This is a genomic window from Stenotrophomonas sp. STEN033 (genome assembly GCF_056856655.1).
In genome coordinates this window covers 1-14179 of sequence record NZ_JBXFWM010000025.1, presented here as the reverse complement: position 1 = coordinate 14179, position 14179 = coordinate 1, and the positions used below count along the sequence as shown (strand labels likewise).

Genomic DNA, 14179 nt, shown 5'->3' with positions numbered 1-14179 from the left:
AAGGAAAGTGTGCATGGTGGAGTTTCTGGAAGTAGCGCTGTCTTACCCGACGTTGCCGTACAGCGTCGTGTTGTCGTTTGCGGTCATCTACTGGCTGCTGGCAGCGACCGGTATCGTCGATGACGGCGGAATCGGCAGCGGTGACGGTGCCGACTTTCATTCCCATGGCGGCGAACATGGCGCGACCGGCATTGCCGCGATGTTCGCGCGGCTCGGCCTCGGTGGTGCACCGACCATGCTGGTGGTGTTGCTGCTGGCCTTTTTCGGCTGGACCATCACCTATCTGGTTCAACTCTTCTTCCTGCAGTCATTGCCGGCGCCGTTGCGCTGGGGCATCGGCACGGTGGTGGCCATTGCTGCGCTGGTTCCCGGTGCGGTGGTATCGGCCTGGGTGCTGCGGCCAATACGCCGACTGTTGCTCAAGCTTCGCCCGGTTGCCCAGGAGTCCATCCTCGGCCGGCTTGCCCAGGTGACCTCACCGGAAGTCACCGCCACGCAGGGCTATGCCAGCATGGACGACGGCGGCGCCGGTCTGATCCTGCATGTGCGTGTACGCGATGGCGGCCGTTTGCCGCGTGGCCAACGTGTAAGGCTGGTGGAATACCTGCCCGACAAGAATCACTACCTGGTGGTCGCCGATACCGACCTGCCAGGCTTGGACGTTTTCCCTTCTGATGTATCAGGCGACAAGGAGATCCACTGATGAGTACTGCTGCGCTGGCCCCTTTCATTATCGGGGTTGCTGCCCTGCTGGTGTTTTTCCTTGGTTTGGCGGGCTTGTTCAAAGCCTTCTACAAGAAGGTTGACCAGGGCACCGCGCTGATCGTCAACGACATGAGCTCGCAGCCGAAGGTGCACTTCACCGGCGCCTTGATCATTCCGGTGCTGTACCGCGCCGAGCACATGAAGATCAGCCTGATCACCCTGCAGGTTGATCGTCGTGGCAAGGAAGGCCTGATCTGCCGCGACAACATGCGTGCCGACATCACCGTGGCGTTCTATCTGCGCGTCAATGAAACCCAGGCCGACGTGCTGCGCGTCGCCAAGGCCATCGGCGCTGACCGCGCCTCGGACAAGAACGCGGTCGACGACTTGTTCAACGCCAAGTTCTCCGAAGCCCTGAAGACCGTGGGCAAGAAGTTCGACTTCACCCAGCTGTTCGAGAAGCGTCAGGAGTTCCGCGACGAGATCATTGCGGTGATCGGCAATGACTTGAACGGTTACGCGCTGGAAGACGTGGCCATCGACTACCTGGAGCAGACGCCCAAGTCGCTGCTCGACCCGAGCAACATCCTCGACGCCGAAGGCATTCGCAAGATCACTGAACTGACGGCTGCGCAGAACGTGATCACCAACGAACTGGCGCAGAACGAGCGCCTGGCGATCACCAAGAAGAATGTAGAGGCCAAGGAAGCCACGCTGGCCCTCGAACGCCAGCAGGCCGAGGCCGAGGCACGCCAGCGCCGCGAGGTGGAAACCATCCGCGCCCGCGAGGAAGCCGAGACCCTGAAGGTGCAGGAAGAACAGCGCCAGCTGTCCGAGAATGCGCGTATCGAAGCGCAGCAGCTGATCGACATCCGCGACCAGAACCGCCTGCGCGAAGTGGAAGTGGCTGAGCAGAACCGCCAGCGCGCCGTCGCCATCGAAGTCGAGCGCGTCGCACGTGCCCGCCAGCTGGAGCAGGTCACCACCGATCGCGAAGTGCAGCTGCAAGGCGTGGAGCGCGACAAGGTGGTCGAGCAAGGCAAGATGGACGTGGCCAACATCACCCGTGAACGCATCTCCATCGACAAGACCGTGGCGCAGGAAGAAGAGCGCATCAAGGAAGTACGCCAGGTATCCGAGGCGGATCGCCTGAAGCAGGTCGCCATCCTCGAAGCCGAGGCGCAGGCGCAGGAAGCCATGCTCAAGCAGGTCAAGGAAGCCGAGGCCAGCGAAGCCGCGGCCAAGCACCGCGCGGTGGAGATCACCACGCTGGCACAGGCCGAGTTCGATGCCGCCGGCAAGCAGGCCGAAGCCAAGAAGGCACTGGCCGATGGCGTGCGCGCCGAGCGTGCCGCACCGGGTCTGGCCGATGCCCAGGTCAAGGAAGCCAGCGCGCTGGCCATCGAGAAGGTCGGTATTGCCGAAGCTCGCGTGGTCGATGCGATGGCCGATGCCAACCTGAAGCAGGGTACGGCCGAAGCCAAGGTGCTGGCCGAGCAACTGGCCGCGCGTGCGCAGGGCGAAGAGCAGATGGGCCGTGCCAAGGCAACGGCAACCGAAACGCTGGGCGTGGCCGAAGCCACGGTCATCGAGAAGAAGCTGTTCGCCGAAGCCGACGGTTTGACCCGCAAGTTCCAGGCCATCGATTCGCTGGGCGATACCGCGCGCGGCCACGAAGAGTTCCGCATGACCCTGGAGACCGGCCTGCGCCAGGCCTTGGCGGCGATCGATGCCGGCAAGGAAGTGACCAAGGAAAATGCCGAGGTCATCGCCAGCGCGCTGCGCAACGCCAAGATCGACATGGTCGGCGGCGACGGTGGCATGTTCGAGAACCTGGTCAAGGCGGTGTCGCTGGGCAAGTCGATTGAAGGCCTGACCGACAAGAGCCCGATCGTGCAGGACCTGATGCAGCGCTACCTGGGTGTGGACATGTCCGCGCGCGGCTTGCCGGCGCGCCGTATCGGCGATACGTCTGCAGCGAATTCGGACGCAGGCTGAGTGAAGCCATGCCCCGCGCGGTTGTACCGCGTGGGGCGTTGATGCGCCGCCTGGCTGAAGCTGGTGGCACACGAGGATGAGGGCGTCAGGGATTCCGTCCCGAGGGCGGAATCTGCCGATGTCAGAGCAGGGAACAATCGATGGCCGATACAAATCTGGACGCCGCCAACACGTCGGAAGGCGGCTCCATCGCCGACCAGGCGGTGGCGCAGGGCGGTGCCTATGAGGTGCTGCGCAAACGCCTGAGCGATCAGGGCGCACGTCTGCGGCAGGTGGTGGACGCGCTGAACCAGCGCCGGCTGCAGGAGTTCGGCGACAGCCGGATGGAAGTAATCGGACGTTTCCGCATCCGCAGCGAGAACAACTGCGTTGGCCGCGATGTGGTGCAGGTCGGCGATGACCTGCTGCTGTTCGGCTACAACGTCTTCATCGGCTTGAAGACCCAGACCCGCATCGAGGATGTGTTCGGGCTCTACCGTCTGGTCGATGGCGCCGAAGGCTACGACGTCACCCCGGTTGACCTGAAGAGCAGTTTCCTGGCGCAGGCCGGTTTCGTCCATGACTTCGGCGAGCTCTACGCGTACTACAAGAATGCGCGCCTGTTGCAGCTGATCGTGCGCGACGGCAAGTTGCTGGCCGCGTTCCAGATCGGCGAGCGCAGCACCGACGTGCGTGTATTCCGCTGGGCGATGGCGCCCAGTGGCGAGCTGACCTATATCGATGCACGTGGCGAGCGCGATATCGCACTGCCGCCGCCCTTCGATTTCGAGTGGGTGCGTGCTGGCCGTGACATGTTGATCACCGGCCGCTTTCCGCACCTGAACATCCTCGACACCATCTTCGTCGAGACCACCGGTGGTGACCTGACCATCAAGGTCGAGAATAATACCGAGACAGGGCAGGGCGTTTACAGCGAGCCGGTCGAGGACAGCACCCAGTCGGTGGACGACGCGACCATTGATTTCGCCAGGGTCGGTTCGCTGATCCTGCTGAAGATCCAGCCCTACCGCGAAGATAGCTGGCGTGGCCTGATCTACAACACGCTGACCGGTAAGGTGGTGCGTAACGACGCCATTGTCCAGGCCTGCGTGCAGCTGCCCGATGACCATGGCGTCATCTTTCCCGGTGGCTATTACCTGCAAAGCGGCGAGCACAAGGCGTTCGACGCCTCGATGCAGGGCATGCGTTACAAGCGCTCGATCCGTTCGCCCAACGGCGAGGACATGCTGTACATCTTCTACGAGCGCGAAGCCGGCAAGTCGGCGCTGTTCGTCTACAACAGTATCCAGCGCATATTGCAGAATCCGGTGTTCGGCTTGGGCTACGCCTTCATGCGTGATGGTCGCATGGTCCTGTTCAATGCCGAGAATGACGAGCCTACCCGCGTCCATCCGATGCAGGTATGGCAGACCCCGTTCAGCAGTGATGAGTTTGCTGCGCACACGCCGACCGGTACCAGTTTCATGGCCCGCATCGGCAATGCCGAGCTGGTGCGTGGCATCTCGAATCTGCTCGATCTCGGTCGCGAGATCGACAGCCGCGAGGTGTCGTTGCCGCGCTACGAGCTGCTGACCCATAACGCGCGCCGTCTGTTCGACGCCCACCATTGGCTGGACGATGCCAACTGTGACGGTGCCGCGACGCTGCTGCGCGAGATCAGCGCCACCGGCGAATCGATGCTCGACGAGTATGAGAAGGTCGAGAGCATCCGCAAGCAGTCGGCGCAGGCGATGGCTGAGGTCACCACCGCGCACAAGACGCTGCTTGGGCGGTTGCAGCCGCAGAACTGGACGAAGATCGGCGAGTTCGTCGAATCGCTGGGCGAGATCGGCAAGCTGCGTGGCCGCCTGCTGACCGTGCGTGACTTCCGTTATGTGGACGTTGCCGCCATCGACGCAATGAATGCGTCGCTGCAGGAGGCGCATGACCGGGTGGGTGCAGCGGCGGGTGAATTCCTCGGCAGCGACAAGGCACTGCAGCCGTTTGCCGATCGACTGCAGGAGCTGGACGCGGCCGCACAGGTGGCACAGACCGCCAAGCAGCTGTCCGAGCAGATCGCGCAGATGCAGGGGATGTCGGGCGATCTGGATATGTTGTCCGAGCTGATGGCCAGCCTGAAGGTGGACGATGCCGCGCAGCGCACGCGCGTTGTCGAAGCCATTTCTGCCATCTACGCCAAACTCAACCAGGCGCGCGCACGTGCGGACCAGCGCCGTCGTTCGCTGGGCTCGGCCGAAGCCGTGGCCCAGTTCGGCGCGCAGTTCTCATTGTTCAGCCAGGCCATCACCAGTGCTCTGGGACTGGCTACCGATCCCGAACGTGCCGATGAGCAGTTGTCGCGCCTGATGGTGCAGTTGGAGGAGCTGGAGAGCCAGTTCGGCGAGCACGAACAGTTCCTCGGTGACATCCTCAACAAGCGCGAGGAGCTGCTCGATACCTTCGAGTCGCACAAGCAGACGCTGCTGGATGCGCGCCAACGCAAGGCGCAGTCGGTACTGGACGCGGCCAACCGCATCCTTGATGGCCTGGCCAAGCGCACCGAGCGCTTCACCACCGTTGATGAGCTGAACGCTTTCTTCGCCGGTGACCCGCTGATCCTGAAGCTGCGTGAGCTGGCCGATCGCCTGCGCGATTACAAGGACAGCGTCAAGGCCGACGACGTGGAGGCACGCCTCAAGGGTGTGCGCGACCAGGCGGTGCGGGCGCTGCGTGATCGCAGTGACCTGTTCGAAGGTGGTGGCAATGTCATCCGCCTGGGCCGGCACCGTTTCAGCGTCAACACCCAGCCGCTGGACCTGACCATCCTGCCACGCGGCGATGGTCTGGCCGTGCATCTGACCGGCACGGATTACTACGAATCCATCGTCGATCCAGAACTGGACGAACTGCGCGACTATTGGCCGGTGACGCTGGATTCGGAGTCACCCGTACTCTATCGCGGCGAGTATCTGGCGGGCCTGCTGCTGGATGCGGCCATCAACGGTCGCGATGGCCTCAGTATCGAGTTGTTGCTGCGCGATGCCGCACAGGCCGATGCATTGGCCAAGCGGGTACGTGATTTCGCTGCGCCGCGCTACCGCGAAGGCTACGAGAAAGGCATTCACGATCACGATGCAACGCTGATCCTGCAGGCGTCATTGCCGCTATACCAGGCGGCAGGTTCACTGGTGCATGCAGCGGGTCCACGCGCGCTTGCCTTGCTGTTCTGGGCGCGCGAGGGCAAGCGTGAAGAGATCAGTCAGTGGGTGGAGCGTGCCGCCGGCGCGTTCGCCATCGCCAAGTTGTTCAATGTGCGGGACGGACTTGAAGCCTTGCGTGCGGAGATCGCGCTGGCATTGCTGGCCTTCCAGGAAGAGCATGGCTTGCCGTTCGGCAGCGGCCTGCCCGCCTTGGCCGCCGAGTATCTGCTCGCCGAGCTCGGCAACGGCGAGCCGACCTTCTCCTTCAGCGGCTACGCACGGCAATTGCTCAATGGCCTGCGCGAGCAGCTGCAAGCGGCCGGTCAAGCCGATGCGTTTGATCGCAGCCTGCAACGGTTGAACACGCGCTTGGCCCTGCAATGGGCACAGGTGCTGCAGTGGTTGCAGGCAATGTGTGGCCAGCCGAAGTTTGCCGCCATGGTGGGCTATGTGCCCGAAGCCGCCGCAATGCTGCTGGGCGAACGTGCCTTGCGCAGCCAGGTGCGCGAGGTGACCTTGATTGCCGATGTCGGTGGCCTGCTCGGTGAGCATGCGCGCATCGCCCAAGGCCATCTGCAGTTGGCGGTGGATGACTTCCTGCAACGCTGGCAGTCGCATCGCCGCCAATTCCAGCCAGGATTCGAGCGTTACCAGGCCTTGCGTCATCGCATCAGTGCGCGCGAGCGCGATGCCCTGCGGCTGAGCGAATTCCAGGCGCGGCCGCTGAGCTCCTTCGTTCGCAACAAGCTGATCAATGACGTCTACCTGCCCATCATCGGCGACAACCTCGCCAAGCAGATGGGCACGGTGGGCGAGAACAAGCGCAGCGACCTGATGGGCCTGCTGATGATGATCAGCCCGCCGGGCTACGGCAAAACCACGCTGATGGAATACGTGGCCAACCGTCTGGGCCTGGTCTTCATGAAGATCAATGGTCCGGCGCTGGGTCACGAAGTGCGCTCGCTGGATCCGGAGCAGGCACCGGATGCCACCTCGCGGCAGGAGTTGCACAAGCTCAACCTGGCGCTGGAGATGGGCAACAACACCATGCTGTATGTCGACGACATCCAGCACACCCATCCCGAATTCCTGCAGAAGTTCATTTCCCTGTGTGACGGCACCCGTCGCATCGAGGGTGTGTGGAAGGGCCGCACCAAGACCTATGACCTGCGCGGCAAGAAATTCTGCGTGGTGATGGCCGGCAACCCGTATACCGAGTCCGGTGAAGTGTTCAAGGTGCCGGACATGCTGGCCAACCGTGCCGATATCTACAACCTCGGCGACGTACTCGGCGGTATGGAAGAGGCGTTCAAGCTCAGTTATATCGAGAACAGCCTGACCTCCAGCCAGGTGTTGGCGCCGATGGCGACCCGTGACCTGGCCGACCTGTACCTGCTGGTCGACAAGGCCTTGGGCAAAGAAGTTTCGACCAATGCGCTCAGTCACGCCTACAGTGGCGCGGAGATCAACGAGATCGTCGCCACCCTGCAGCGGCTGATGCAGGTACGCGAGGTGGTGTACCGGGTCAACCAGCAGTACATCGCCAGTGCCGCCCAGGCTGACAAGTACCGCGTGGAACCGCCGTTCCGCCTGCAGGGCAGCTATCGCAACATGAACAAGCTGTCGGAGAAGATCTCGCCTGTGATGAATGCTGCCGAGCTGCAGCAGTTGGTCACCGACCATTACCTCGGCGAATCGCAGCTGCTGACCAGTGGCTCCGAGGAAAACCTGCTCAAGCTGGGTGAACTGCGCGAGGTATTGGATGCGACCCAGCTGGCGCGCTGGGAGCAGATCAAGCGCGACTTCATGCGTGACAAGGCGATGGGCGGCGACGATGCCGACACCGGTGCGCGCGTGGTGGCGCAGTTGGCCGATATTGCCAGTGGCCTGCAGGGCCTGCGTGCTGATGAGCCCGCGCCGGTTGCTGCGGTCGCGCCGCAGGTCGAGGCACCGTGGGAGCAGATCGTGGCCTTGCTGCAGTCGGTTGCCGAGCGTCCCGCAGCGGTGGTCGCAGCACCGCTTGCGGCAGCGGCGCCGGTTGCGCCAGTGCAGGATCTGACCCCGTTGTTGCAGGTATTGGCGACAGCCCAGCAGCGCCAAGGCGAGGTTGGCGATGTCCTGGCCGGCCTGGCCACGCAGCTGCAGGAGTGGCTGTCCAAGGACGGCGGCGCGGGCAGCAAGCCAGCACCACGCGTGCGGCGCGCGCGCACGCCGGAAGAGAAGGCATTGGACGAAGCGCTGATGCGGCATTTCTACGGCGGCAATGTGGTGGTGCCGGGGCAGCAGGGCAGTCGTGGCAATGCAACGCCGGACGATGCCTGATGTGACGCCGCCAGTGTTGCCGCTGCCTCCGCAGCCAGCGCTGCAGCCCGATGACGCGCTGGCCGTGGCCAGCTACGGCGCGGAACTGCTGGACGCGATCGAGCAGATGCTGGGTACGCCGCAGACCGGCGTGGCGGCAGCGCGGCTGGTCGCGGAGATGGACAATATCCGCCAGGCGATGTCGGCAGCCGATGGTCGCCAGATCCGTCGTTCCGTTGGCTTGCTGGGCCGATTGCTGGGGCGTGATGTCGAGGCGCAGGCGCGGGCTGAGCAACTGGCGAGGCAGTTGGATGTCTGCTTGCTGCGCGCCGATGGCTGCGTACAGGAGTTGCTGCAGGAGCTGGAGCTAAATCTGCAGCAGGTCGCCCGGATGCAGGTGGCGGTGGCGGCTATCGAGGAGTGGGCAGCTGCCGGTGAGGCGATTCCAGCGCCGGTTGACACCCTGGCACAGGCCGCGCTGCAGCGTCGTCTGCAGCACCTGCGCGGGCTCGCCCAGCTGCGCTATACCGAGGCCGAGCAGCTGCGTTTGCTGTACGCCCAGGGGGTGGAGCTGATCGAACGCTACCAGCGTATCCGCGACGTATTGTTGCCGCTTTGGCGGCAGCAAAGCCTGGCTCTGCGCGCAGCCGACAGGCAGGCGCAACTGGAACAGGCTGCGCAGGCACAGGCCCGGATTCTGGACGAGGTGACGGCGATGCAGGCTAGACTGCGCTGAGAACCTTCCCGCACATGATTGCTTGCGCGCCGCGTGGCGCCACTTGCTCAAGGAGAACTGCTGATGACCCAGGATACATTGCCGCTGCCGGCCGGCCCCTCCGCCGATGTTGATGGCACCCTGCTGGTCGCCTTGGGCCTGAGCGAAGCGGACCGCCCGCAGATCGCGCAGATCGTGCGCACGCTGGACGACATCAGTCCGGGCAACCTGCATGTATTCGGCCGCGAGGCGGCGGGCAAGAGTGCGGCCTTCTCCAGTCAGTTGCTGGACCATGTGCGCAACCGCGACCTGGATGCCTCGGGCGAAAAGCTCGGTGAGGTGGTGCGCATTGCCCGCTCGCTGAAGCTGGACGGTTTGAACGAGCGTTCCAAGGTGCCGGTGATCGGTGGCCTGATCGACCGCATGCGTGCCTCCAAGGGCGAGCTGGTACAGAAGTTCAGTGACACCAACCAGCAGATCGAACAGTTGCTGCGTGATGTCGGCGCGCAACAGGCGCTGATGGGCCAGCGCGTCGGCGAGTTCGATCGCATGCACACCATCGTTCGCGACGAGCGGCAGAGCCTTGGCCTGCACATCGCTGCCGGCAAACAGCGGCTGGCCGAACTCAACAGCGAATTGCACGCGCTGGTTGGCCTGGAGGATCCGCAGTCGCGTATCCGTCGTGGCGAGATCGACAATGCGATCCGCCTGCTCGACAAACGCGTGGGTGATTTGACCGTCATGCAGCATGCGGCCGACCAGACGCTGCCGATGATCCGCCTGATCCAGGCCAATGCGATCCAGCTGATCGAGAAATTCAACGCCGTACGCGACATCACCATCCCGTCGTGGAAGCGCCAGTTCGCCATCCAGCTGTCGCTGGGCGAGCAGAAGAACGCGGTCGATCTGTCCAATGCCATCGACGATGCCACCAATGAGCTGATGCGCCGTAACGCCGATCTGATGCGGCAGACCTCGGTGGAAACGGCCAAGGCCAACCAGCGTGCGGTGATCGATGTGGCCACCTTGCGTCATGTCCACGAGCAGTTGATCGCGACCGTGGAAGAGGTGCGCAGCATCCACCGCGAAGGCATGCAGCAGCGGCAACAGGCGGAGGTCGAGTTGGCGCGCCTGCGCGAAGATGTGCAGCAGCGGCTGGCACAGCCGACGCAGGGCAGCTGAATTTAGGGGGGCGTTGTTTGTGGGAGCGGCGTAAGCCGCGAAACCGCTGATGCGTCAGACACCGCTGGCACCAGCGCAGTCACCCCCTCTCTTTGCCGAAGACAAGGCTTGTCTCCCTCCCTTTTGCGCAGCAAAGGGGAGGGTTTGGGAGGGGTAGGCTTTCAGGCCTTTCAAGCATTGCCAGCTTCACGGCTGACGCCGCTCCTACAAATGCCTAAAGCAGCTGCTTGCGCAGCCAATCCGCCAGTGCAGCCACACGCGGGTCCTGCTGCTCGCCGGTCGTGCACAAGGCCCAGCAGCCTTCCGTCTCAACAAAGCCCCACGGCGCGATCAAGCGGCCGTTGACCAGATCGTCGGCGACCAGGGGCTCCGGCGCAATCGCGATGCCCAATCCGGCGACTGCCGCTTCCAGCATGTAGTACAGGTGCTCCAGGCCGGTCCCATAAGTCAGCGCATCCGCATCAATGCCATTGCGTGCAGCCCAGGTTGGCCAGGCCTGGGGGCGCGAGCGCGTATGCAGCAGCGCATGCTCGCGCACGGCATCGACAGGCTGCCGGGCCAATACATGCGCGCCATGCATTGATGGGCTGAACACCGGGCCGATCCGCTCGGGTGCCAGCGTGTGTACCTGCCAGCCGTTGGGCCAGGGCGCCTGGCCGAGCATCAGCGCTGCATCCAGCCCATCCAGGCGCGGGGCGAAATCGCCATCCTGTGCCGCCAGGTGCAGGGTCAGGCCGGGCAGATCACGCTGCAGGTCCTGCAGGCGCGGGATCATCCAGCGGGCCAGCAGGCTGCCGGGGCAGCCCAGCACGAAGGCATCGGTGCGCTGCGGTCGGCGCAGCGAGGAAATGCAATCGCGCAGTTGCGAGAACGCGCCTGAGGTTGCTTCCAGCAAGCGATGGCCGGCGGCGCTGGGGCGGATGCCGCGGCCGTCGCGTTCAAACAGGGTCAGTCCCAGTTCTTCCTCCAGTGCCCGCAGTTGCCGGCTCACCGCGCCATGGGTGACATGCAGTTCGGCGGCAGCCTGGCTGACGCTGCGCAGCCGTGCCGCGGCCTCGAAGGCACGCAAGGCATTGAGCGAGGGCAGGGATTGACTGGTCTTCATGTGAGTTTTTCTAACATGAGGTGGCTGAATTATCCATTTTTATGTCATCGGCCCTGCGTTAGAGTGCTTGCCTGTTCCTTGTAGCCGTGACGCCATGACTGATCCGTCGATCTCCGATTTCCACGCCTTCCCTGATGCGCGTGGGCACTTTGGCCGTTTTGGTGGCAGCTTCGTCGCCGAAACCCTGGTTGGGCCGCTGCAGGAACTGGCAGCTGCCTATGACCAGGCCCGGGTCGATCCGTCCTTTATTGCCGCCTACGACAAGGATCTGAAGCACTACGTTGGCCGCCCCAGCCCGATCTACCACGCCGAGCGCCTGAGCAAGGACGTGGGCGGCGCGCAGATCCTGCTCAAGCGCGAAGACCTGAATCACACCGGCGCGCACAAGGTGAACAACACCATTGGCCAGGCCTTGCTGGCCGCGCGCATGGGCAAGACCCGCATCATCGCCGAGACCGGTGCTGGCCAGCACGGCGTGGCCTCGGCCACAGTTGCCGCGCGGCTGGGCCTGGAGTGCGTGGTGTACATGGGCGCCACCGATATCGAGCGGCAGAAGATAAATGTCTATCGGATGAAGTTGCTTGGCGCCACCGTGGTGCCGGTCAGCAGCGGCTCGGCCACGCTCAAGGACGCACTCAACGAGGCGATGCGCGACTGGGTCACCAATGTGCGCGACACCTTCTACATCATTGGCACCGTTGCCGGTCCCGACCCGTACCCGCGCATGGTGCGTGACTTCAACGCCATCGTTGGCCGCGAGGCGCGTGCGCAGATGCTGGAGGACTACGGCCGTCTGCCCGATGCGATCACCGCCTGCGTCGGTGGCGGCTCCAATGCGATCGGCCTGTTCCATGCCTTCCTCAACGACCGCGAGGTCAAGATCTACGGCGCCGAAGCTGCCGGCGATGGCATCCATACCGGTCGTCACGCCGCCTCGATCTCGGCCGGTCGCCCCGGCGTGCTGCACGGCAATCGCACTTATGTGTTGTGTGATGACGATGGCCAGATCACCGAAACCCATTCGATTTCCGCCGGGCTGGATTACCCCGGTGTCGGCCCCGAGCACTCCTTCCTGTCCGATACCGGTCGCGCCCAGTACGTGGGTATCACCGATGAGGAAGCGCTGGCTGCCTTCCATCGCTTGACCCGCATCGAGGGCATCTTGCCGGCACTGGAATCCAGTCATGCGGTCGCCCATGCGATCAAGCTGGCGCGTGAATTGCCCAAGGACGCGCTGGTGCTGTGCAATCTGTCCGGTCGTGGCGACAAGGACGTGCACACCATTGCCGCGCGCGAAGGTCTGGTGCTGTGATGGCGGGCCTCCCGTGCAATCCATTGTTGCGCACGCCGTTGCTGCTGGGTCTGGCCGCGGCCTTGGCAGCGTGTGCGCCGTCCTCCCCGGCGCCGGAACCGGCGGCACCTGCAGCGGCGACCGATCTGCCGACGGCGCCGGCGGCTGCACCGGCTCCGCCGGCCCCTGCGCCGAAGCCTGTCGCCAGCGTCCCGGTCGAGCTGGGCCAGGTGGGCGAGCTGCGCATCGGTGCGCCGTTTGGCAAGGCTCCTGGCGACAAGGCCTTCGTCTCGGCCGGCATGCGCGAAGCGATGGAAGGCGATTGCGAGTATTACGACAAGGGCTCGCTGCCTGAAGGCATGTCGATGATGGTGATTGCCGATCGCATCGCCCGTTTCGAGGTGGACGCTGTCGATGACCCCGGCGAGCGCGTGAGCGCACCGCCAGCCGGTGCAGTGGCGTTGCCATATGGCTTGTGGGTCGGCATGACCGTCAGTGAGGCCAAGCAGCGCTTGCCGGCCGGTGTGGTCACCAGTCCGCACGCTTACAACTCGCCGAACGGCGACTACCTGACCTGGACCGACAAGGACGCCAAGCTGGCCCTGCGCCTGGAAACACTCAATGGCCTGGTTACCTCCATCTACTGGGGCCGGCCCGATGCGGTTGAACTGATTGAAGGATGTGCCTGAGATGGCTGTTACCCGAATTGATGAATGCTTCGACCGCCTGCGTAGCTCCGGCCGCAAGGCACTGATTCCCTTTATTACCGCCGGCGATCCCTCGCTGGAGGCGACCGTGCCGGTGATGCATGCGCTGGTTGAGGCTGGTGCTGACGTAATCGAGCTTGGTGTGCCGTTCTCCGACCCGATGGCCGATGGCCCAACCATCCAGCGCAGTTCGGAACGCGCCTTGGAACGCGGGGCGGGGCGGCAATACGTGCTGGATACGGTGGCGCGTTTCCGCCAGACCGACACGACAACCCCGGTGGTGTTGATGGGTTATCTGAATCCGGTCGAGATCCGTGGCTATGCGCGTTATGCCGAGGAGGCAGTGGCCGCAGGCGTGGACGGCATTCTGCTGGTCGATCTGCCGCCGGAAGAGGCTGATGAGCCGCGCGCCGCGTTTGCGGCCGCCGGGCTGGCCTTGATTCTGCTGGCTTCGCCGACCAGCAGTGATGCGCGCCTGGACAGTCTGTGCCAGACGGCGCAGGGCTATCTGTATTACGTGAGCTTTGCCGGGGTGACCGGCGCGTCCGAACGCCTGGACAGTACGGCCGCCAGCGAGCGCCTGCGCCTGTTGCGTAGTCGTTCAAGTGCACCGGTGGTAGCCGGCTTCGGCATCAAGGACGCGGCCAGTGCGGCGGCGATGGCGGTGGATGCTGATGGCGTGGTGGTTGGCAGTGCGCTGGTCTCGGCAATGGCTGAGACGGCGGACCCGGAGGCTGCGGCTGCGACGTTCCTCAAGCCGCTACGCGAAGCCCTCGATCGCTGAGCCGCGTGACCGGTAGTGCCGAGCCATGCTCGGCAGGGGCTTTCCCGGTAAAGGTGCAATGTAGTGCCGAGCCATGCTCGGCAGGGGCTTTCCCGGTAAAGGTGCAATGTAGTGCCGAGCCATGCTCGGCAGGGGCTTTCCGGGTAAAGGTGCAATGTAGTGCCGAGCCATGCTCGGCAGGAGCTTTCCCGGTAATGCCCCTTGCCGAGCAT

At 64.1% G+C, this 14179-nt stretch carries 9 protein-coding genes; 8 read left to right on the top strand and 1 reads right to left on the bottom strand.

Going from position 1 to position 14179, the window contains the following annotated elements; translation table 11 throughout:
• The first annotated feature begins 13 nt into the window (after positions 1 to 13).
• The 5 genes from AC1VXC_RS10510 (at position 14) to AC1VXC_RS10490 (ending at position 10080) form a co-directional block, all read left to right on the top strand.
• The gene (locus tag AC1VXC_RS10510; protein WP_481529026.1) at positions 14 to 703 is read left to right on the top strand and encodes a hypothetical protein; all 690 of its coding nucleotides are present in this window, start codon (positions 14 to 16) and stop codon (positions 701 to 703) included.
• Positions 703 to 2703 carry a hypothetical protein gene (locus tag AC1VXC_RS10505; RefSeq protein WP_313173584.1) on the top strand — a complete coding sequence of 667 codons (2001 nt, stop codon included), beginning with the start codon at positions 703 to 705 and terminating at the stop codon, positions 2701 to 2703. Before AC1VXC_RS10510 ends, AC1VXC_RS10505 begins: the two co-directional genes overlap by 1 nt.
• Positions 2704 to 2843: 140 nt before the next feature.
• Complete coding sequence (locus tag AC1VXC_RS10500) at positions 2844 to 8204, top strand: DNA repair ATPase (RefSeq protein WP_481538587.1); 5361 nt, start codon at positions 2844 to 2846, stop codon at positions 8202 to 8204.
• Complete coding sequence (locus AC1VXC_RS10495) at positions 8197 to 8919, top strand: hypothetical protein (RefSeq protein ID WP_481538588.1); 723 nt, start codon at positions 8197 to 8199, stop codon at positions 8917 to 8919. The genes AC1VXC_RS10500 and AC1VXC_RS10495 overlap by 8 nt, the downstream gene beginning before the upstream one ends.
• A 63-nt stretch (positions 8920 to 8982) precedes the next feature.
• On the top strand, positions 8983 to 10080 hold the full coding sequence (locus AC1VXC_RS10490; RefSeq protein WP_313173587.1) for a toxic anion resistance protein: 1098 nt from the start codon (positions 8983 to 8985) through the stop codon (positions 10078 to 10080).
• Positions 10081 to 10294: 214 nt separating this feature from the next.
• On the opposite strand, the gene AC1VXC_RS10485 is transcribed toward AC1VXC_RS10490, so the two are convergent.
• Positions 10295 to 11185 (bottom strand): LysR family transcriptional regulator, encoded by an 891-nt coding sequence (locus tag AC1VXC_RS10485; RefSeq protein WP_313173588.1) that lies wholly within the window; start codon positions 11183 to 11185, stop codon positions 10295 to 10297.
• A gap of 94 nt (positions 11186 to 11279) precedes the next feature.
• Here AC1VXC_RS10485 and trpB point away from each other — a divergent pair, with 94 nt between their 5' ends.
• Genes trpB through trpA form a run of 3 tightly spaced genes read left to right on the top strand, consistent with a single transcriptional unit; the run spans position 11280 to position 13967 of the window.
• A complete protein-coding gene (trpB, locus tag AC1VXC_RS10480) occupies positions 11280 to 12497 on the top strand; it encodes a tryptophan synthase subunit beta (RefSeq protein WP_282266633.1) in 1218 nt (405 codons plus the stop codon).
• The gene (locus tag AC1VXC_RS10475; RefSeq protein ID WP_313173589.1) at positions 12497 to 13165 is read left to right on the top strand and encodes a hypothetical protein; all 669 of its coding nucleotides are present in this window, start codon (positions 12497 to 12499) and stop codon (positions 13163 to 13165) included. Before trpB ends, AC1VXC_RS10475 begins: the two co-directional genes overlap by 1 nt.
• Before the next feature lies 1 nt (position 13166).
• Positions 13167 to 13967 (top strand): tryptophan synthase subunit alpha, encoded by an 801-nt coding sequence (trpA, locus tag AC1VXC_RS10470; RefSeq protein WP_481538589.1) that lies wholly within the window; start codon positions 13167 to 13169, stop codon positions 13965 to 13967.
• The last annotated feature ends 212 nt before the right edge of the window (positions 13968 to 14179 follow it).